Raw genomic sequence first — 20,477 nt, forward strand, 5'->3', positions numbered from 1 at the left:
GTCTCGTACGCCGGCCGCCCCGGGGGACCCCGAGGCCGCCGGCGTACGAGACGATGCCCATCCCCGCCGAGGCCGCGCGGGACCGTCGTCGCGGCGCCACCGCGATGACCGGCCGCACCGCCCGGCCCGTGCGCGGACGGGAGGCCGAGCGTCGCCAGCCGCGTCGCCCGGCCCCTGACGCCGGCTCCCGACAGAGCCCCGGCGCGGGTCGCCCGAGCCCGATCCACCGGGGACGGGAGCGATGAGCGCCCCACGCTCCGGCGGGCCCTCGGTTCTGGTGGTCGGCGGCGGCACCGCCGGTCACATCGAGCCGGCGCTCGCCGTCGGCGAGGCCGTCACCGCCCTCGATCCCACCGCGCGGGTCACCGCGGTGGGCACGCCGCGCGGGCTCGAGACCGAGCTGGTCCCGCGCCGGGGCGTCCCACTCGAACTCGTGGACCCCGTCCCGCTGCCGCGCAGCATCGGCGGCGACCTGTTCCGACTGCCCACCCGACTGTTCCGGGCGGTACGGGGCGCGCGGGCCGTCCTGCGTCGCACCGAGGCGGACGTCGTCGTCGGGTTCGGCGGCTACGCGTGCGTGCCGGTCTACCTCGCGGCGGCGGCCCCCCTGGGCCGGACGGGCGCCGGCGGGCGACGTCGGATCCCGATCATCGTCCACGAGGCCAACTCCCGCGCCGGCATCGCCAACAAGCTCGGCGCCCGGTTCGCCGTCGCCACGCTGGCCGCCGTCACCGGCTCGGGCCTCGACGCCCGCGTCGTGGGCAATCCCGTCCGGCGTTCGGTGGCCACGCTCGACCGCGCGGCACTCCGCGCGGAGGCACGCGCCGCCTTCGGTCTCGACCCCGACGCCCCCACCCTGCTCGTGGTCGGCGGCTCGCAGGGCGCGCGCTCGCTCAACACCGCGATGGCGGGCGTCGCCGAGGAGTTCTCCCGCGCCGGCGTCGGCGTCCTCCACGCCGTGGGCCCCAAGAACGTCGCGGACGCCCCCCGGGTGCCCGCCGACGCCACCCCGTACGTGACCGTGCCCTACCTCGACCGGATGGACCTGGCCTACGCGGCCGCGGACCTCATACTGTGTCGGTCCGGAGCCATCACCGTCGCCGAGGTCTCCGCCGTCGGACTGCCCGCGGTGTTCGTCCCGCTCCCGCACGGCAACGGTGAGCAGGCCCTCAACGCCCGCGACCTGGTCGCCGGCGGGGCCGCACTCCTCGTGGAGGACGGGGCACTCACCACCGACTACCTGCGGACCGAGGTCCTGCCGCTGCTGCTGGACCGCGGCCGCCTGGACTCGATGTCCGACGCCGCAGTCAGCGGCGGCTCCCGAGACGCGGCGGAGGTCGTGGCGCGGATCGCGCTCGACGCCGCCGGAAAGGCCCCTCGTTGACCGACCAGACCCCGCAGACCGACCAGACCCCGCCGACCGACCAGACCCCCGCCGGCCCCGCCGACCACGGCGTCCGTCGATGACGTCCCCGCCACCCTCACCCGCGTCCACATGATCGGGATCGGCGGCGCCGGCATGTCCGGGGTGGCCCGGATCCTGCTCGATCACGGCGTCGCGGTCTCGGGCAGCGATGCCCGCGACTCGGCCGACCTGCGGGCCCTGGCCGACCGGGGCGCGATCGTGCGGGTGGGGCACAGTGCCGAGGCGCTCGGAGCCCACGGCGCACCGCCGGAGATCGTCGTGATCTCCAAGGCCGCGATCCCCGCCGACAACCCCGAGCTCGCGGCCGCGAGGGCCGCGGGGATCCCCGTCGTCACGCGGTCACAGGTGCTGGGACACCTGGCACGGTCGGGCCGCTCGATCATGGTCTGTGGCACGCACGGCAAGACCTCGACGACGTCGATGCTCATCGCCGGCATGCTCGCCGCCGGCTCGGACCCGTCCTTCGCGGTGGGCGGCACCGTCCTGCAGTTCGGGACCAACGCCCGCGGCGGCAGCGACCCGGTGTTCGTCGCCGAGGCCGACGAGTCCGACGGCTCGCTCGTGCACTACGACCCCGACGTGGTCATCCTCACCAACGCCGAGCCCGACCACCTCGACCACTTCGGCACCGCCGAGGCCTACTACGAGGTGTTCGACACCTTCCTCGCCCGTATCCCCGCCACCGGCGCGCTGGTGGTGTGCCTGGACGACGAGGGCGCCGCCGAGCGCGCCCGGCGGGCCGCGGCGGCGGGCGTCCGCGTGCTGGGATACCGGACCTCCGACGGGCCGGTCTCCGATCTGCCGGTGTCGGGTGAACTCTCGGCGATCGTCGTCGACTCCGCCGGCACCCGCGCCGACCTCATGCTCGACGGCGTCCCCCACGGCGAACTGCACGTCGGGACCCCCGGCGAACACATGGCGCTCAACGCCCTCGCCGCCCTGCTCGCGGCGCGCGAGGTGACCGCCGCCGACGGGATCGCCGCCAGCGGCATCGGCGCCTTCGGGTTCGAGACCGACGGGTTCCTCGCCGGCCTGTCCGGGTTCGGGGGAGTGGGACGACGATTCGAACCCAAGGGGGAGGCCGTCGTCGGAGGCGGGCGCGCGCGTGTCTACGACGACTATGCGCACCACCCGACCGAGGTCGCGGCGGTCCTCGGCGCGGCGAGGGAGATCGTCGAGACGGACGGCGGTCGACTGGTCGCCGTCTTCCAGCCGCACCTGTATTCGCGGACCCGCATCTTCGCCGAGGAGTTCGGCCGGGCGCTCTCGCTCGCCGACCGGGTCGTGGTGCTCGACGTCTACGGCGCCCGCGAGCAGCCCGAACCCGGCATCGACGGCGGTTCCGTCGCGCGGCACGTGACGGTCCCCGTGCAGCACGTGCCCGACCTGGACTCCGCGCTCGCGGCCGTGCTCGGGCTGCTCGAGGCCGATGACGTGGTGTTCACCCTCGGCGCGGGGGACATCACCACGCTCGGTCCGCGGATCGTCGCCGGCCGGGGTCCGTCGGGCCAGGGTTCGTGAGGAGGGCCGCGCGGTGACCGACGTACCCGGGGACCGTCCGATCGACGAGCCCGTCGACGAGCCGGACGGCACGCCGGATGACGGGCCGGACCACCCGACCGCCGACGGGGGAGCGGGGGACCGGGCGTCCGAGGGCGGCCCGGAGGCCACGTCCACGGATGACCCGGACCGCCGGCTCGCCGCGGCCACCGTCCGCAGCTCCGACGAGCGGGTCCGGCACTCCGACCCGGCCGTCCGCGCGCGGCTGCGGCGGCGCCGCCGACGCACCAACCGCATCTACGCCGGACTCGGGGTGGCACTGGTGGTGCTGCTCCTCGGCTACATCGCCCTGTACTTCCTGCCGGTGTTCTCGGTCCGCGAGGTCAGCGTCGAGGGCACCCGGACGATCCCGTCCGAGGTGGTGACCGAGCGCGCCGCCGTGGTCCCCGGGACCCCGCTCCTCCAGGTGGACACGCACGCCGTCGCGCGGCGGGTGGCCGGACTCCCGCGGGTCGACCAGGTGACCGTCAAGCGCGACTATCCCTCGGGGCTGCGGATCGAGTTGATCGAGCGCACCGCCCTGGTGGTCGTGGAGGTCGACGGGACCCAGCACCTCGTGGACGCCCAGGGCATCGACTTCGGCCCCGGTGAGCCCCCGCCCGGCACGCCCCTGCTCACTGTCGGGGACGCGGCCGGCGCTGACCTGCCGTCGATCGTCCGCGATCTGGCGACCGTGTTCGCCGAGGTGCGCGGCACGGCGGGTCAGGAGATCGCCTCGGTCGAGGTGGAGACCCCCGCGTCCATCGTCCTCACACTCGCCGACGGGCGGATCGCGGAATGGGGCGCGGCGGGGCGGGATCACGAGAAGGCCGTCGCCCTGCAGATGGTGCTCGAGCAACCGGGCCAGATCTGGAACGTGTCGAACCCCGCCCTGCCGGCCTCGCGGTAGCCCGGTCGGGAGCCGGTGGACACGACACGCCCGCGAGCCTCGTGGACGCGCGGGGCTGCTGGACCTACCGTGTGTGCAGACGGCGGAAAAGGCCTCTGACCAGCAAGTTTAACCCTCAACTAGAGGGTGAGACTTTAGGCTCGCGGAACTTTCGTCGAGACAGCATGCAACCGAGCACGACACCCCCATAGGAAGGCCGGGCCTCGATGAGCTCACCGCACAACTACCTCGCAGTCATCAAGGTCGTCGGGATCGGCGGCGGCGGCGTCAACGCGGTCAACCGGATGATCGACGAGGGGCTCAAGGGCGTCGAGTTCATCGCCGTGAACACCGACGCACAGGCCCTCCTCATGTCGGACGCCGACGTCAAGCTGGACGTCGGCCGCGAGCTCACCCGCGGGCTGGGCGCCGGCGCGGACCCCGAGGTCGGTCGCAAGGCCGCCGAGGACCACAAGGACGAGATCGAGGAGGTCCTCAAGGGGGCCGACATGGTCTTCGTCACCGCCGGCGAGGGTGGCGGGACCGGCACCGGCGGCGCGCCCGTCGTGGCCGCGATCGCCCGCAAGCTCGGCGCCCTGACGGTCGGTGTGGTCACCCGCCCGTTCTCGTTCGAGGGCAAGCGTCGCGGAGGCCAGGCCGACACCGGCATCGACCAGCTCCGCGAGGCCTGCGACACGCTCATCGTGATCCCCAACGACCGCCTGCTCCAGCTCGGCGACGCGGGTGTGTCGATGATGGAGGCCTTCAAGACCGCGGACGAGGTCCTGCTCAACGGCGTCCAGGGCATCACCGACCTCATCACCACGCCCGGCGTGATCAACGTCGACTTCGCCGACGTCAAGGGCGTCATGTCCGGGGCGGGCAGCGCCCTCATGGGCATCGGCTCCTCCCGCGGGGAGGGACGCGCGTTCAAGGCCGCCGAGGCCGCCATCAACTCCCCGCTGCTCGAGACCACGATGGAGGGCGCCAAGGGCGTCCTCATGTCCATCGCCGGCGGCAGCGACCTGGGGCTGTTCGAGATCAACGAGGCCGCCACGCTCGTGCAGGAGGAGGCGCACCCGGACGCAAACATCATCTTCGGCACCGTCGTGGACGACTCGCTCGGCGACGAGGTCCGTGTGACCGTCATCGCCGCCGGGTTCGACGGCGGGTCCCGTCCGGTCACCGCGGGCGCGGGACAGTCGCGTCGCGGACGCCACCACCTCGACGACGACGAGTCGGTCCCCGGCGCCTCCGGCGACACCGGCGGTGCCTCCGAACTCGGCTCGACCCCCCTCGACAGCCGCCGCCGCGAGGAGTCGGCCTACCCGGGTCCCGCCGCCTCGGCCGGCAACCCGGCTCCGGCGGGAGGGTCCTCCTCCCGCCGCCGCGACGAGGACGACGATATCGACGTGCCGCCGTTCATGCGGCACTGACGGTCCGATCCATGGCACCCGACGGCACGGGGCGCGTACGCCGGGTGGTCACCGACCGCCGCGGCGGCGCGTCGACCGGAGATTTCGACTCGTTCAACCTCGGTGACCACGTCGGGGACGCCCCGGCCGCGGTGGCCGCCAACCGGGCGCGGCTCGCCCGTCGACTCGGCCTGCCCGCGACCGACGTCGTGTGGATGGACCAGGTCCACGGCACCCGCATCGCCCGCGTCACCCGTCCGACGGGCGGCCCGGTCCCGGCCACCGACGGACTGGTGACCGACCGGCCGGGCCTGGCGCTGGCGGTACTCACCGCCGACTGCGTCCCGGTCCTGGCCGCGGACTCCGAGGCCGGGGTGATCGGGGCCGTGCACGCGGGCCGGGTCGGCGCCGTCGGCGGGATCGTCCCGTCGCTCATCGGGGCCATGACCACCCTGGGCGCCCGGCCCGAGCGCATCACCGTGCTCCTCGGACCCGCCGCGGCGGGGGAGCACTACGAGCTGCCCCCCGAGATGGTGGACGAGGTCGAGGCCGCCCTGCCCGGCAGCCGCGCCCGGACCGTCGCGGGGACCCCCGGGGTGGACCTCCGTCGGGGCCTCACGCGCCAACTCGCCGGGCTCGGCGTCACCCGCGTCGACTCCGACCCGCGCTGCACGATCGCCGAGGAGTCACTGTTCTCCTATCGTCGACAGGGGCGGACCGGGCGCCAGGCCAGCGTGATCTGGCGGCAGCGGTAGAGACCCGGGGCCGGCGCACCCGCCGGCCGGGAGGAGGAAGAGCGGACATGACCGATCCCAGGGCGGAGGAACTCGCCACCAGACTGGCCGAGACCCGGCGACGTCTGGACGCGGCCCGGGCGGCCGCGGGGCGGACCGATGAGGTCGACCTCGTCGTCGTCACCAAATTCCACCCCGTCACCGACGTCGTCCGGCTCGCCCGCCTCGGGGTGCGCGATGTCGGGGAGAACCGCGTCCAGGAGGCCGCGGCGAAGGTCTCCGATCTGGCCGCCGCCGACGCCGAGCTGGCCGCGGCGGTGCGCTGGAACATGGTGGGTCACATCCAGTCCAACAAGGCCGCTGCGGTGGCCGGGTGGGCCGACCGCGTCCACTCCGTAGACTCGGCCAAGGTCGCCGACGGCCTCGAGAAGGGCCGCGCCCGCGCCGCCGGGGAGCGCGACGACGTCACCCCGCTGCCCGTCCTGCTCCAGCTGAGCCTGGACGGTGACACCTCGCGCGGCGGAATCGCTCGGGAGGACCTGTCCGGCCTCGCCGACCACGTGGCCCGTCTCGGCCACCTGCGCCTGGCCGGGCTCATGGTCGTCCCCCCGCTCGAGGGCGAGGCGAGCGCCCACTTCGCCGACGCCGCCGAGGTCGCGGCCGCGCTGCGCCGCGAGCACCCCGACGCGGTGGAGTTCTCCGCCGGGATGTCCGGGGACATCGAGGAGGCGGTCGCCGCGGGTTCGACCTGCGTGCGTGTCGGAACGGCCATCCTCGGCCCCCGACCAGTAGTTTGAGAGCCAGCCTCGCGGGGACACCCGCCCGCGAAGAACACACGCCCGCGACGACCCCGTTACCAGGAAGGTCCCGGAAGATGAGCGCAATCGCCCGGTTCAAGGAGTACTTCGGAATGGCGCCCGTCGCGGCGTACGACGACGAGTACCTCGACGACTACGACCGGCCCGTCCACCACGACGTGCGTGCCCCCCGCGGCATCCACGAGACGGACGACCTCGGCCCGGTCGCCCGCGACCGTCGGGACGACTACGGCTACGCCGCCGACCGGTACCTGGAGGAGCCCGCCCCCCGAGCCCGGATCGCCGACCTCGACCCGGTCGACGAGCGCCCGGTCGCCCCGCGTCGCGGTGACATCGACGAGCCGGCTCCCCGCCCGCGCCGCTACCACGCCGCCGAGGCCGGGGCCCGCGCCACCCTGCGCGGCGTTCCCGCCACCCGCGGCGCCGTCGCGCTCGCGCCCGAGGAGGACTTCGTGGAGGACGGACTGGTGACAGTGCCCGAGACCGTTGTGGAGCGCCCCCGCGGCTTCGGCGACGGCAAGAGCCTCGGCGAGCACTTCCGCGCCGGCCGCGCCGTCGTGCTGGACCTCTCGACGATGGCCTCCGGGGATGCGCGCCGCATGGTGGACTTCGCCGCCGGACTCGTCTTCGGCCTCGACGGCCGCATGGAGAAGGTCGCCGACCGCGAGCGGACCTTCCTCCTGCAGCCCGCCGGCATGGACCTCACCGAGGCCGAGGTCCGCGACGCCGTCAACGGCGCCTTCCGGCGCTGACGCAGCCGACCCCGTTGACCACGGCCGACAGGACGCCGGTGACGGCGCGACGTCGCGGGCCAGTAGGGTTACACCGTGCGTGAAATCCTGCTGGTCCTCTACATCATCACCCAGATCTTCTGGTACATGCTCCTCGCCAGGATCGTGGTCGAGATGATCGCCTCGTTCTCCCGTGGGTGGAGCCCCCGTGGCGTCCTCGCCGTGGTACTGGAGTGGCTGTTCACCGTCACGGACCCGCCGGTCAAGGCGCTGCGGAAGGTAATCAAGCCCGTGCGCTTGGGACAGATCTCGCTGGACCTGTCGGTGCTGGTGCTCTTCGTCATCATCATCGTCATCCAGGTGATCCTGCGTGGCCTCATGATGAGCGTGGCGTGAGGCCCCGTTGCGGCCGCTGGTGACGCGCGGGCCGATTGTGACTAGATTGGCCACCGTTAAGGTAGTAATGAAGTCGCGGGTCCGGTGCGACAACGCCGGGCCGGCACCCGAGACGACCACGAGGGGTATCCCATGCCGTTGACTCCAGCCGATGTGCACAACGTCGCGTTTTCCAAGCCGCCGATCGGCAAGCGGGGCTACAACGAGGACGAGGTCGACCAGTTCCTCGACCTGGTCGAGACGGAGCTCGCGGAACTCGTCTCGGACAACGAGGACCTCCGCCAGCGGGTGGAGGAGCTCACCAAGGATCTCGAGAAGGCGCGCAAGGCCGCCGACGAGTCCGGCAAGTCCTCCGGCGCCGCCACCGGCGGCTCGGGTGCGGCACAGCAGCCGGCCGCCCCGGCGCCCGCGCCGACCCCCGCGCCCGCACCTGCTGCGGCCGCCGCGCCGACCACCCCGACTCCCGCCGCCGCGACCCCGTCGCTGGGCAAGAGCGAGGACGACGGCGCCGCCAACAACGAGACCCACCTGCGCGCCGCCCGCGTCCTGGCCATGGCCCAGGAGATGGCCGACCGGCTCACCGGCGAGGCCAAGAAGGAGTCCGACGGACTCATGGCCAAGGCCCGCAGCGAGTCCGACCGGCTGGTGGGCGACGCCAAGTCCCAGTCCGATCGCCTGGTCGGCGACGCCAAGTCCCAGTCCGAGAAGATGGTCGGCGACGCCCGCAAGGAAGCCGACAAGATCCTCACCGAGGCCAAGAGCAAGTCGGACGGCATCGTGAAGGACGCCCAGGCCCGGTCCGAGCAGCAGGTCAAGGAGGCGCAGGCCAAGGCCGACGCCCTGCAGGCCGACGCCGAGCGCAAGCACACCGAGATCATGGCCACCATCAACCAGCAGCGTGGCGTGCTCGAGAGCCGGATCGACCAGCTGCGGACGTTCGAGAAGGACTACCGCAGCCGCCTCACCAGCTACCTGGAGAACCAGCTCTCGGAGCTCGGCAAGACCGGATCGGCCGCCCCGGCCGCCCCGGCGGCCACTGCGGCCTCGTCCACCCCGGGCGGCCCGGCGGCCTCGTCCGCGGCTGGCGAGGGTACCGGCAGTGCCGGCGCTCCCGGCTCGTCCGACCAGTCGGCAAAGAAGGACGGCGGTCACCGCGCCGAGTGATCCACTCCGCGTGACCGCTGCGGTCCCCGCCCCTGCCCAAGGGTGCGGGGACCGACGTATATTCGGGGTGGGGACGGGGCCACCGACGGTGCGACCCTCTTTCCCCATCGCCCAGCTCCCAGAATTCGCCCAACACCAGGATTCGCCCACCAGGAGGCACGGATGCTCGTCGCCGCGCTCGGACTGACGGTCCTCGGTTTTGCCTTCCTCGTGGCGGCCGTCGCGACGGGCCAGATCGGGTGGGCGTGGGCATGCATCGTCGTGGGAGCCCTGGGTCTGGTCCTGCTGCTGGTGGACCTTGTCCGGGGGCGCGCCGAGCGCGACCGCGAGCCGCGGATGACCTCGGAAGGGGCGGACGCCCGCACCGACGGGTAATATCGGATGCTGTCCGGCCGTGAGCCGGACGCGCGGAGATCCGGCCATCACCGGGGAGTGCTCGGAAGAACGGTGGGACCCCGCACGGCGGGGACCGCTCAGTAGAACCGAACGGGGGAGCCCGTCACAGCCCGACCCACGAGTGGGCGTCGCACGTCGTCGCCAAACGGGGTGGTACCGCGGACGGAACGCGCCAGACGCGATCCGGTTCGTCCCCGAGCGCAGGCCTGACGGCCCCACGGATGCGAACTCGTGCGGGCCCCGTACGCGAGGAGTCCGCCTACATGAGCACCGAACCCGTAGCGATCGAACCCGCCGACGGCGAGCCCGCTGCCACCGGCAGCGCGTACCCCGTGCTCGACCTCGCCGGGGGCGCCACGTCCCAGACGCCGTCGTTCCCCGCCCTCGAGGAGACGGTCCTGCAGCGGTGGGACGAGCGCGACACGTTCCGCGAGTCCATCCGTAACCGTGCGGACGCGCAGGAGTACGTCTTCTACGACGGGCCCCCGTTCGCCAACGGCCTGCCCCACTACGGTCACCTGCTCACCGGGTACGTCAAGGACGTCGTCCCGCGCTACCGCACCATGCGTGGGTACAGGGTCGAGCGCCGGTTCGGCTGGGACTGCCACGGCCTGCCCGCCGAGCTCGAGGCCGAGAAGCAGCTCGGCATCACCGAGAAGTCCCAGATCCTCGACATGGGCCTGGCCGAGTTCAACAACGCCTGCGAGATGTCGGTGCTGCAGTACACCGACGAGTGGGAGAAGTACGTCCACCGCCAGGCCCGCTGGGTGGACTTCGACAACGACTACAAGACCCTCGACATCGACTTCACCGAGTCCGTGCTGTGGGCCTTCAAGCGGCTCTACGACAAGGGGCTGATCTACAAGGGTTTCCGCGTGCTGCCGTACTCCTGGTACGAGCAGACGCCACTGTCCAACCAGGAGACCCGCCTGGACGACGCCTACAAGATGCGTCAGGACCCGGCCGTCACCGTCGGGCTGCCACTGGAGGCCCCTCAGGACAGCCCGTTCCACGGCGCCGAGGCACTGGTGTGGACCACCACGCCGTGGACCCTGCCCTCCAACCTCGCCGCCGCCGTCCACCCCGAGATCGACTACTCGGTGGTCCGGGTCGACTCCGGTGAGTTCGCCGGGCGGAGCTTCGTCATCGCCGAGGCCCGTCGCGGCGTCTACGCCGCCGAGTTCGGTGAGGACGCGGAGGTCGTGACGACCGTCAAGGGCTCCGAGTTGGTGGGCCTGCGGTACACCCCGCCGTTCGACTTCTTCGCCGGTCACGCGGGTGCGCACGTCGTGCTCTCGGCCGACTATGTCACCACCGAGTCCGGTACCGGCGTCGTCCACCTCGCGCCCGCCTTCGGTGAGGAGGACAAGGACGCCTGCGACGCCGCCGGGATCGAGCTCGTCATCCCGGTGGGCCCGGACGGCAAGTTCACCGCCGAGGTGCCGCCGTACGCCGGCCAGCTCGTCTTCGACGCCAACGCGCCCATCTCCCGCGATCTGCGGGCCGATGGCCGGTTGATCCGCCACGAGACCATCGAGCACTCCTACCCACACTCCTGGCGCTCCGGCCAGCCGCTCATCTACATGGCGCTGCCCGCGTGGTTCGTCAAGGTCACCGCGTTCCGGGACCGCATGGTGGAGCTCAACCGCGAGCACATCACCTGGATGCCGGAGCACGTGCGCGACGGCCAGTTCGGCAAGTGGCTTGAGGGCGCCCGCGACTGGAACATCAACCGCAACCGGTACTGGGGCGCCCCGATCCCGGTGTGGGAGTCCGACGACCCCGCCTACCCGCGGGTCGACGTCTACGGGTCCCTCGACGAGTTGGAGGCCGACTTCGGCGTCCGGCCCACCGACCTGCACCGCCCGTACATCGACGAGCTGACCCGGCCCAACCCGGACGACCCGACCGGCAAGTCCACCATGCGCCGCATCCCGGACGTGTTCGACTGCTGGTTCGAGTCCGGGTCGATGCCGTTCGCCCAGGTCCACTACCCCTTCGAGAACAAGGAGTGGTTCGAGACCCACAACCCGGGTGACTTCATCGTCGAGTACAACGGGCAGACCCGCGGCTGGTTCTACACCCTGCACGTGCTGGCCACCGCGCTGTTCGACCGTCCCGCGTTCACCCATGTCGCCGCCCACGGGATCGTCCTGGGCAACGACGGTCTCAAGATGAGCAAGTCCAAGGGCAACTACCCGGACGTCAACGAGGTGTTCTCCCGCGACGGCTCGGACGCCATGCGCTGGTTCCTCATGAGCTCGCCGATCCTGCGGGGCGGCAACCTCGTGGTGACCGAGCAGGGCATCCGCGAGGGCGTCCGCCAGGCCATGCTGCCGCTGTGGAACTCCTACAGCTTCTTCCAGTTGTACGCCTCCCGCCGGGCCACCTGGCGTACGGACTCGGAGCACGTGCTGGACCGCTACATCCTGTCCCGCCTGGCGTCCACGCGCGACGCCATGACCGAGGCGCTGGACGCCACCGACATCGCCGCGGCCTGCGACGAGCTGCGCCTGTTCGCCGACGCCCTGACCAACTGGTACGTCCGCCGGTCGCGCTCCCGGTTCTGGGCCGGCGAGGACAGCGGCCAGGATTCCCGCGACGCCTTCGACACCCTCTACACGGTGCTCGAGACCACCATGCGCCTCGCCGCGCCGCTGCTGCCGCTGATGAGCGAGGTCGTGTGGACCGGGCTCACCGGTGAGGAGTCGGTGCACCTGGTGGACTGGCCGGCCGCCGACGAGCTGCCGCACGATGCCGACCTGGTCGAGGCGATGGAGGCCGTGCGCGACGTGTGCTCCACCGTGTCCTCGATCCGCAAGGCCAAGCACCTGCGGGTGCGCCTGCCGCTCAGCTCGCTCACGGTGGCCATGCCCGACGCAGAGCGGCTCCAGCCGTTCACCGGTCTCATCGCCGACGAGGTCAACGTCCGCGAGGTGCGCCTCACCAGCGACGTGGCCACCCACGGGCGGATGGAACTGGCGGTCAACGCGCGCGCTGCCGGCCCGAGGCTGGGCAAGCAGGTCCAGGCCTGCATCAAGGCCGCCAAGTCCGGTGACTGGACCGAGACCGACGGCGTCGTGGTCGCCGGCGGCGTCGAGCTGCAGGAGGGCGAGTACGAGCACCGGCTCGTGGCCGCCGATCCCGAGTCCACGGCGGCGCTGCCCGGCGGTGCCGGCCTGGTGGTGCTGGACCTGACGGTCACCGAGGAGCTCGAGGCCGAGGGCTGGGCAAAGGACCGGATCCGCGAGATCCAGGAGGCCCGCCGCGGTGCCGGTTTAGACATCTCCGACCGCATCCGGGTGCGCATGGAGGTGCCGGCCGCCCGCCGTGAGTGGGCGGACCGTCACGCGCAGCTCATCGCCGGCGAGGTGCTGGCCACCGACTTCGCCGTGGTCGACGCACTGGACCCGGCAGACGGGGACCCGGTCGACCTCGCCGAGGGCGTCCGGATGACGTTGGCTCGGGTCTGACCGGCGGCTCGTCATGGGTGGCGGGCAGGACCGCTGGGTCCTGCACGTGGACATGGACGCGTTCTTCGCGTCCTGCGAGCAGCTGACCCGGCCGACCCTGCGGGGTCGGCCGGTGCTCGTGGGCGGTCAGGGCGGCCGCGGTGTGGTGGCGGGGTGTTCCTACGAGGCGCGAGCCAAGGGTGCCCGCTCGGCCATGCCCTCACACCAGGCGCGTCGATTGGTGGGGCCGGGCGCGGTGTTCGTCTCGCCGCGGATGCCGGTCTACCGGGTTCTGAGCCGCCGGGTGTTCGAGGTGTTCGCCGAGCACGCGCCGGTCGTGGAGCAGATCTCCGTGGACGAGGCCTTCCTCGAGCCGCCGGAGCTGCGGGGCGCCGACGCCGACCGCACCCGACAGTGGGCGCAGGAGTTGCGTGCCGCCATCCGTGCGGCGACCGGGCTCCCGGCGTCGGTGGGGGCGGGGGCGGGCAAGCAGTACGCCAAGATCGCCTCGGAGCTGGCCAAGCCGGACGGTGTGGTGGTGGTGCCGCGCCGCGACCACGCCGAGGTGATGTTCCCGTTGCCGGTACGGAGCCTGTGGGGTGTGGGCCCGGTGGCGGGGGAGCGGCTGGCGCAGTTCGGGGTGGCGACCATCGGTGACCTCGCGGCGATGGACGACGACGACGTGGCCCACGCGCTCGGCAAGACGGTCGGCCCGGCGATCGCCCGGATCGCGCGGGGGTACGACGACCGGCCGGTGCACGAGCGGGCCGAGGCCAAGCAGATCAGCGCCGAGAGCACGTTCGCCGCCGATCTCACGACGTCGGGTCAGGTCGCGGCCGCGGTGCGGCGGGCGGCCGAGGCGGCGCATCGCAGGCTGCTCTCCGACGGCCGTGCGGCGCGGACGGTGACGGTCAAGGTCAAGCGCTCGGACTTCACCTCGATCACCCGCTCGTACACGTTGCCGGTGGGCACCACGTCGCTGGAGACGATCATCGGGGTGGCGCGCTCGCTCGCCCCGGACCCGGTCGACTTCGGGGCGATCCGCCTGCTGGGCGTGGGGGTGTCCGGCCTCACCGATCACTACCAGGACGCGCTGTTCGAGCAGGAGTTCGTCCCCGTGGACCGGTCGGGACACGACGACGACGAGGACCTGCCCGACATCGTGGGGGTGGGCACCACCGTCACCACCGACGAGTCCGAACCGGGCGACGACGGGACCGGACCCGCGGACGAGGGGACGGCCGACGGACGGGCGGCGGGGGAACTCCCGGCGATCGGGGCGTGGCGGCAGGCCGGGCACCGGCGTTTCGAGACGGGTGCGGATGTGCGACACCCGGAATTCGGGCACGGCTGGGTCCAGGGATCGGGCCACGGCCGGGTGTCGGTCCGGTTCGAGACGGCGGCGACGGGCCCCGGTCGGATGCGCACATTCGCCGAGGACGATCCGGACCTCGAGCCCGCGGACCCGCTGGACTCCCTGGGGTGGTGACCCGGCGGCCCCGCGCCGCCCCGTCGATGCGCGGCCCTGCTGCAGCCGCTCCTTGGGATGGCGCCTCGCCCCCGCCGACGCCCGGCCCTGCTGCAGCCGCTCCTCGGGATGGCGCCTCGCCCCCGCCGCGGGGCACGCGAGACGCCATGGGCGCGTGCCCCGCGGCGGGGGGGGTGGGGCGTTCGAGCTCCGGGGGCAGGTCCTCGACCGGGTGCTCGGGCGAGTTGCGGGCGAAGGCGACGGGATCGGTCGTGTGCCACTTGCGCACGCCGCGGGCCTGCAGTATGGCCCGGCCCAGGACCACCAGCACCCCCAGGTCGCGGGAGACGGGGTCGGCGGCCAGCAGGACCGCGTCCAGGAGATTGGCGGGCCCGTCGGCCTCGGGGTGGTCGGCGGGACGCTGGGCCCCGGTGAGCGCGACGGGCCGCGGGTCGTCGTGGTGCAGATCGAGGGCGATGGCGGTCTCCTCGAGGGTGTCGGTCCCGTGGGTCACCACGACCCCCGACACCGCCGGATCGGACAGCACGTCACCCACCGCGTCGACCAGCAGGTCCCACTCGGCCGGGCCGAACGTGGAGGAGTCGGCGTCGAGCACGGCGCGCGCGCTCACGGTGATCTGGTCCGGCAGCACCGCCCGCAGGCCGTCGAGCATGGCCTGCGTCGCGGGGTCGGAGTCCCCGGCCACGACCGCTCCCTCCGGCGTGGTCGAGGCGGTGATCGTGCCTCCCGTGGTGCAGATCACGATGTGGGGGGTATCGGTGCTGGTCTCGGCGCTGGTCACCCGCTCCACAGTGGTGTGCGGGCGGCCCGGCGTCAACCATCCCGGCCGCTGACGATGGAACAATGGCTCATCGATGTTCGTTGGGCCGGTGACCCGGCCCGGAGCCATGCCCGGCTCGGTACCGCATGCCCGGTGCCGCACATCTCGACGAAAGGACCCCGCGTGAGTCTTCGACGGACCATCGCCGCAGTCTCCCTGTCCGCCTTCGCACTGGGCGGCCTCGCCGCCTGCGGAAGTGACGACGACGGCCCCGGGCCCCGGGGCACAGCAGCCCCCGCGCCCACCACCAGCGCCCAGGAGACCACTATCCCCACCGCCGAGGAGCTGACCCAGCTGCTCGACCGGGCCTCCGACCCCGCGGTGCCGGTGGAGGAGAAGGTCGACCTGGTGGAGGGGGGCGCGGAGGCGCCCGAGATCTTCGACCAGATCGCCGCCCTCAAGGCCGAGCAGGGCGCCGACGTGACGATCACCGGCGCGGCGGAGGGGGACATCCCCGGCACGCTCATCGCCAACGCGGTGATCTCCCAGCCGGGCCAGGAGGACATCAACGTCCAGGCCCAGTTCATCAACCAGGGTGGTCAGTGGCAGCTTCAGAAGGCGTTCGCCTGCGCGCTCATCACCAACGCCGGGCTGGAGCCGCCGGCCACGTGCGCCGCGGCCTGACCGCACCTCAGCGCGCCGTCGGCCCGGACTGACAGCGAGGCCTGACCAGCGTCAGTCCACGCTGCGGAACCGCAGCACCGAGTCCTCGTCGTAGGTCGTGCGTCGTCCCGAGTCGGGATCGACGTAGACGGCCCGCGTCGAGGACTCGGTCGTTCCGCCCACCGGCACCGGGGCTCGTAGGTTCACCATGAGCTCGCCCGAGCCGGTGACCTCGTAGGACTCCACGTCGAGGGTGACGCCCGGCCCGCCGTCGGGTGCCGGGGCGGCCAGGGTGCCCGCCGGGTCGGGAGCGGTGGTGCTCGACCGGACGGTGGCGACGTCGCCGTCGACGTCGACGAGTTCGTAGGTGGTGCCCCTCGTCGGGGCCACGGCGTCGTCGACCCGGCGGGTGACGGTCCAGCGGGCGCCGACGCCGATCTCTTCGGTGGGGAACGCCACTGTCGCGTCCGACACCGCGTTGGCGGTGATCTCCACTCCGGCGCGGGCGGCGTCGGTGGCCCCAGAGGGGGCCGCCAGCGACAGTTCCCGGACGATGCCGTCGGCACTGCGGGTCCAGGTGACGGTGAACCCGGGGGCGGTGGAGAACTGGGCGTTGCGGAGTTCGTCCACGGACGTGAACTCCCGCGCGGTCACGGTCGCCCGCTGCGCGCCGTCGACGTCGGGCTCCGATCGTCCCTCCACGGTGAGGGTCTGCGCCGGGGTGTCGTCGGTGCGCGGCTCGGCTCCCGGGACCTCGGTCCGCGAGTTGGCGGAGCGGGTGATCGCCACGACCGACGGTTCGCGCGAGGGGGCATAGGCCAGGACTCGCCGCTCGCCCTCGCCGGCGTCGATGAGGTCGACGACCGGGGCGGGACCGGGGTCGACGGTCACCTCGGGTTCGAGGGCATCCGTCCCCTCTGCGGCGGACGAGCCCGGGCCGCCGTCGGCGGGTTTCGCGGCATCGTCCCCGGCGCACGCGGAGGTGCCGGCCACGAGCGTCACGGCCAGCGCCGCCGCGAGGAGACGGTGACCGCGACGAGCGGTTCGGGAGGGGCTGGGGGAGACGGTCGATCGCGGGTCCACGGCCCCGAGCCTAGAGGGTCGCCCACCCGGCGCCGTCGGGCCCGCGGCCGGATCAGGGATACTGGAGCCCATGACGGAGACCAACGGGACGCCGCCCGACGCGTCGGGGCCCACGCCCGGCAGCGCGGCGCCACAGGGTGACTCACCCGCGAGCACTGCGCCCCACGACCCCGCGCCTCACAACCGTGCGCCCCACTACTTCCGGGGCGGGCCGGTGGTCATGCTGGTGATCGCCGCGCTGATCGTCGCCGTAGACCAGATCGCCAAGGTCCTGGCCGTGGCGAACCTGGAGGACTCGAGGCCCATCGAGCTCATCGGCGACACGGTTCGTCTGGTCCTGCTGCGCAACCCGGGCGCCGCGTTCTCCATGGGCACCGAGTTCACGGTGGTGTTGAGCATCGTCGCCACGGTCGTGGTGGCCGGCCTGCTGTGGTTCTCCCGCAGGGTCCACTCCCGGTGGTGGGCGTGGGGCCTCGGACTGATCCTGGGCGGCGCCGCCGGAAACCTGGTGGACCGCTACTTCCGCGCGCCCGGCATCCTGCAGGGCCACGTCGTGGACTACATGGCCGTCGGCTGGTGGCCCGTGTTCAACGTGGCCGACGCCAGCCTGGTCACCGGCGTGATCGTCGTGGCCGTGGCCGTGTTCCGCAACGTCGACTTCGACGGCTCGTGGGTGTCCGAGGCGCTCGCCGGCGACAAGAAGGCCCCTGCCGACCCCGCCGCCCCCGCCCACGAGAAGGACCCCGCCGATGGGTGAGGTCCGCACCTTCCCCGTCCCCGACGGGCTCGACGGCATGCGCGTCGACGCCGGTGTCTCCCGCCTCCTGGGCATCTCGCGGACCGCGGTCGCCGATCTGGCCGGCGAGGGCAAGGTCCTGCTCGACGGGCACACCGTGGGCAAGTCCGACAAGCTCACCGGGATGTCCTGGATCGAGGTCGAGATGCCCGAACCGCGGGCCGAGCCCGCCGTGGTCGCCGAGCCGGTCGAGGGGATGGCGGTCCTGTACTCGGACGCGGACATCGTCGTCGTCGACAAACCGGTCGGTGTCGCCGCGCACGCGTCCGTCGGCTGGACCGGCCCCACGGTGATCGGCGGCCTGGCCGCCGCCGGGTACCGCATCTCCACCTCCGGCCCGCCGGAGCGCAAGGGGATCGTCCACCGCCTGGACGTCGGCACGTCCGGACTGATGGTGGTGGCGGCGTCCGAACGCGCGTACACGCTGCTCAAGCGGGCGTTCCGCGACCGGACCGTCGACAAGACCTACCACGCGCTGGTGCAGGGCCACCCCGATCCGCTGTCGGGGACCATCGACGCGCCGATCGGCCGGCACACCTCGTCGGACTGGCGCTTCGCCGTCACCTCCGACGGCAAGCACTCGATCACCCACTACGACACCCTCGAGGCGCACCAGGCCGCGACGCTGGTGGAGGTCAAGCTCGAGACCGGCCGCACCCACCAGATCCGCGTGCACTTCTCCGCGCTGCATCACCCGTGCGCGGGCGACCTCACCTACGGCGCCGACCCGGTCCTGGCCAGGCGGCTCGGCCTCGAGCGGCAGTGGCTGCACGCGGTGGGGCTGGGCTTCGAGCACCCGGGCGCCGGCTCGCGCGTCGACTTCACCAGCACCTACCCCGACGACCTCCAGCACGCGATCGACGTCCTGCGCTCGGCATGACCCTCGCCGCGCGGGTGCTGAAGATCGCCGGCGTGGGGGTCGTGATCGTGGTGGCGTTGGTCGCGATCCTCACCGCGCTGCGCACCGACCCGCCCCGCAGCCCCGGCGTGATGACCGACGCCCTGGGACCCGAGGACGGCGAACGCGTCGAGGACTACCTCGCCCGCGCGGCCGACTCGCTGGTCACCGCGGGCGGCGGGGGGGATGCCGCACGGGGTTCCGGCGGAGATGACGACGACGACGAGGCCCTCGCCTCCGACCCCGACGCCCGTCGCTGGGCCCTCGTGACCGCAGGCTGGGCGTGGACGGTCCCCGAGGCGGTCGGCGTGGTCCGGGAACTGCCGCGCGTCTCGGGTCTGTACGTGCAGGTGCCGGTCGACGGGGTCGCGATGCCCGTCACCGGGGTGACCCTGGCCGAGCCGGTGACGGGGGAGTCGGGGCGCGAGCCCGTCTTCCACCGCGGCCTCGAGCAGGTGGCCCGGCGGCTCGACGCCGGACCTCCGTCCGGGCCCGGGGTGCCGCAGCCGCCCGACGCCGGGAGGGCAGCCGCCACCGCCGCCCTCACCGTCTCGCGGATCCGTGCCGGTGAGCCGGCGATCATCGGGCTGCTCGCCCGCGGCACCACCGAGCAGTTGCGCGCGGTGGCCGACCAACCGTGGGTCCGCGCGGTCGAGGCCCTGCCGCCGGACGCGGTATGGGAACGCTTCGCCGTCCGCCCGCTGCAGCCGCAGCAGGTCGACGCGGCGTACCCGCTGCCCGACGGCGGCCCCGTCCCGGCCGCCTGACCGGTCCCCGCCCGTCTGACTGGCCCCCACCCCCGAAAGGGCTCGATGTGCGGGGCCGATCCGGGGCCTGGCTAGGGTTGCGCCGGTGAGCAGCGAGGGGCCGAGCCGGCGGGTGAGCAACAGCGAGAAGTCGGTGGCCGGCGGGATGGTCGCCGGCATCGCCGCGTACACCCTCTGGGGGTTCTTCCCCGCGTTCTTCCCGCTGCTCGAGCCCGCCGGTGCCGTCGAGATCGTCGGCCACCGGATCGTGTGGTCGCTCGTCGTCATGGCCGTCGTGCTCACCGTGCTGCGGCGCTGGCGCGACCTGTGGGCCATCGACCGCGTCTCGTGGGCCCGGGTCGGCGGGGCTGCCGTCTTCATCACCGCCAATTGGGGCGTGTACGTGTATGCGGTCAACTCCGAGCGCGTCACCGAGGCCGCCCTCGGGTACACGATCAACCCGCTGGTCAGTGTCCTGCTGGGCGTCCTGTTGTTCCGCGAACGACTCAATCGCCCACAGTGGCTCGCGGTGGCCCTCGCCGTCGTCGCCGTCGGGGTCCTCACCGCCGGATACGGCCACTTCCCGTACCTCTCGGTGATCCTCGCGATGAGCTTCGGCATGTACGGCGTGCTCAAGAAGAAGCTGCGCGTTGACCCGGTGATCGGGATGACGGGCGAGGTGCTGGTGATCGCCCCGTTCGCGCTGGCCCTGCTGCTGTGGCTGGGTGCGACCGGCGCGGGCACGTTCACCACCGACGGCGCCGGGCATTCGGTGTTGCTGGCCACCGCCGGGCTCGTCACCGTGGTGCCGCTGCTGCTGTTCGCCGTGGCCGCGCAGCGCATCCCGCTGGCGACCGTGGGCATGCTGCAGTACATCGTCCCGGTGCTGCAGATGGCCTGGGGACTGCTCGTCGTGGGCGAGCGGCTCGACGCCGTGCAGTGGGTCGGGTTCGCGCTCATCTGGGTCGCGGTGATCGCATTCACGCTGGCCGGCAGGCAGCCACGCTCGGCCCGCGCTGGGGTTTCGGGGACTGTCGGGGATCCGACCTACACTGGCCCGGACGAGTCGTAGGAGGAATGCT

The 20,477-nt window shown here is 72.9% G+C and carries 18 protein-coding genes and 2 pseudogenes; 18 read left to right on the plus strand and 2 right to left on the minus strand.

Features of this window, described 5'->3' with window-relative positions:
- The 13 genes and pseudogenes from J1M64_RS12365 to J1M64_RS12425 form a co-directional block, all read left to right on the plus strand.
- A pseudogene (locus J1M64_RS12365) lies at nt 1-245 on the plus strand (putative lipid II flippase FtsW); the annotation flags it as partial.
- The gene (murG, locus tag J1M64_RS12370; RefSeq protein ID WP_206474307.1) at nt 242-1,384 is read left to right on the plus strand and encodes an undecaprenyldiphospho-muramoylpentapeptide beta-N-acetylglucosaminyltransferase; all 1,143 of its coding nucleotides are present in this window, start codon (nt 242-244) and stop codon (nt 1,382-1,384) included. The pseudogene J1M64_RS12365 and the gene murG, both read left to right, overlap by 4 nt.
- A 111-nt stretch (nt 1,385-1,495) precedes the next feature.
- A complete protein-coding gene (gene murC / locus J1M64_RS12375; RefSeq protein ID WP_206474308.1) occupies nt 1,496-2,947 on the plus strand; it encodes a UDP-N-acetylmuramate--L-alanine ligase in 1,452 nt (483 codons plus the stop codon).
- Nucleotides 2,948-2,960: 13 nt separating this feature from the next.
- Complete coding sequence (locus tag J1M64_RS12380) at nt 2,961-3,875, plus strand: FtsQ-type POTRA domain-containing protein (protein ID WP_307872430.1); 915 nt, start codon at nt 2,961-2,963, stop codon at nt 3,873-3,875.
- A gap of 206 nt (nt 3,876-4,081) precedes the next feature.
- Nucleotides 4,082-5,290, plus strand: coding sequence for a cell division protein FtsZ (gene ftsZ / locus J1M64_RS12385; RefSeq protein ID WP_067713786.1), 1,209 nt, complete (start codon nt 4,082-4,084; stop codon nt 5,288-5,290).
- Between the two features lie 11 nt (nt 5,291-5,301).
- Nucleotides 5,302-6,024 (plus strand): peptidoglycan editing factor PgeF, encoded by a 723-nt coding sequence (pgeF, locus tag J1M64_RS12390; RefSeq protein WP_206474309.1) that lies wholly within the window; start codon nt 5,302-5,304, stop codon nt 6,022-6,024.
- Between the two features lie 47 nt (nt 6,025-6,071).
- The gene (locus J1M64_RS12395) at nt 6,072-6,800 is read left to right on the plus strand and encodes a YggS family pyridoxal phosphate-dependent enzyme (RefSeq protein ID WP_206474310.1); all 729 of its coding nucleotides are present in this window, start codon (nt 6,072-6,074) and stop codon (nt 6,798-6,800) included.
- A 77-nt stretch (nt 6,801-6,877) separates the two neighbouring features.
- Nucleotides 6,878-7,573 (plus strand): cell division protein SepF, encoded by a 696-nt coding sequence (locus J1M64_RS12400; protein ID WP_067713794.1) that lies wholly within the window; start codon nt 6,878-6,880, stop codon nt 7,571-7,573.
- A 75-nt stretch (nt 7,574-7,648) separates the two neighbouring features.
- The gene (locus J1M64_RS12405; protein ID WP_082923774.1) at nt 7,649-7,948 is read left to right on the plus strand and encodes a YggT family protein; all 300 of its coding nucleotides are present in this window, start codon (nt 7,649-7,651) and stop codon (nt 7,946-7,948) included.
- A 132-nt stretch (nt 7,949-8,080) separates the two neighbouring features.
- The gene (locus tag J1M64_RS12410) at nt 8,081-9,112 is read left to right on the plus strand and encodes a DivIVA domain-containing protein (protein ID WP_206474311.1); all 1,032 of its coding nucleotides are present in this window, start codon (nt 8,081-8,083) and stop codon (nt 9,110-9,112) included.
- Nucleotides 9,113-9,274: 162 nt separating this feature from the next.
- Nucleotides 9,275-9,487, plus strand: a complete 213-nt coding sequence (locus tag J1M64_RS12415) for a hypothetical protein (protein WP_120285822.1) — start codon at nt 9,275-9,277, stop codon at nt 9,485-9,487.
- A gap of 284 nt (nt 9,488-9,771) precedes the next feature.
- Nucleotides 9,772-12,981, plus strand: coding sequence for an isoleucine--tRNA ligase (ileS, locus tag J1M64_RS12420; protein ID WP_206474312.1), 3,210 nt, complete (start codon nt 9,772-9,774; stop codon nt 12,979-12,981).
- Nucleotides 12,982-12,994: 13 nt separating this feature from the next.
- Nucleotides 12,995-14,449, plus strand: coding sequence for a DNA polymerase IV (locus tag J1M64_RS12425; protein ID WP_120285823.1), 1,455 nt, complete (start codon nt 12,995-12,997; stop codon nt 14,447-14,449).
- A gap of 283 nt (nt 14,450-14,732) precedes the next feature.
- On the opposite strand, the pseudogene J1M64_RS12430 reads toward J1M64_RS12425, so the two are convergent.
- Nucleotides 14,733-15,338: pseudogene (locus J1M64_RS12430) on the minus strand (asparaginase domain-containing protein); the annotation flags it as partial.
- A 54-nt stretch (nt 15,339-15,392) separates the two neighbouring features.
- Here J1M64_RS12430 and J1M64_RS12435 point away from each other — a divergent pair.
- On the plus strand, nt 15,393-15,893 hold the full coding sequence (locus tag J1M64_RS12435) for a hypothetical protein (protein WP_069389284.1): 501 nt from the start codon (nt 15,393-15,395) through the stop codon (nt 15,891-15,893).
- A gap of 51 nt (nt 15,894-15,944) precedes the next feature.
- Here J1M64_RS12435 and J1M64_RS12440 read toward each other — a convergent pair whose 3' ends face one another.
- Nucleotides 15,945-16,955: a hypothetical protein gene (locus tag J1M64_RS12440; protein WP_307872431.1), complete on the minus strand. Its 1,011-nt coding sequence runs from the start codon at nt 16,953-16,955 to the stop codon at nt 15,945-15,947.
- Between the two features lie 70 nt (nt 16,956-17,025).
- Here J1M64_RS12440 and lspA point away from each other — a divergent pair, with 70 nt between their 5' ends.
- The 4 genes from lspA (at nt 17,026) to rarD (ending at nt 20,467) form a co-directional block, all read left to right on the plus strand.
- Nucleotides 17,026-17,712 carry a signal peptidase II gene (gene lspA, locus J1M64_RS12445; protein WP_206474314.1) on the plus strand — a complete coding sequence of 229 codons (687 nt, stop codon included), beginning with the start codon at nt 17,026-17,028 and terminating at the stop codon, nt 17,710-17,712.
- Entirely contained in the window at nt 17,705-18,631 is a 927-nt protein-coding gene (locus J1M64_RS12450; RefSeq protein WP_096905633.1) for an RluA family pseudouridine synthase, read from the plus strand. The genes lspA and J1M64_RS12450 overlap by 8 nt, the downstream gene beginning before the upstream one ends.
- A complete protein-coding gene (locus J1M64_RS12455; protein WP_241261452.1) occupies nt 18,628-19,416 on the plus strand; it encodes a hypothetical protein in 789 nt (262 codons plus the stop codon). The genes J1M64_RS12450 and J1M64_RS12455 overlap by 4 nt, the downstream gene beginning before the upstream one ends.
- A 145-nt stretch (nt 19,417-19,561) precedes the next feature.
- Nucleotides 19,562-20,467, plus strand: a complete 906-nt coding sequence (rarD, locus tag J1M64_RS12460; RefSeq protein ID WP_120285928.1) for an EamA family transporter RarD — start codon at nt 19,562-19,564, stop codon at nt 20,465-20,467.
- Nucleotides 20,468-20,477 lie beyond the last annotated feature (10 nt).

It is taken from the genome of Dietzia sp. KRD202, assembly GCF_017168155.1.
In the GTDB taxonomy this organism is placed as follows: Bacteria; Actinomycetota; Actinomycetes; order Mycobacteriales; family Mycobacteriaceae; genus Dietzia; species Dietzia kunjamensis.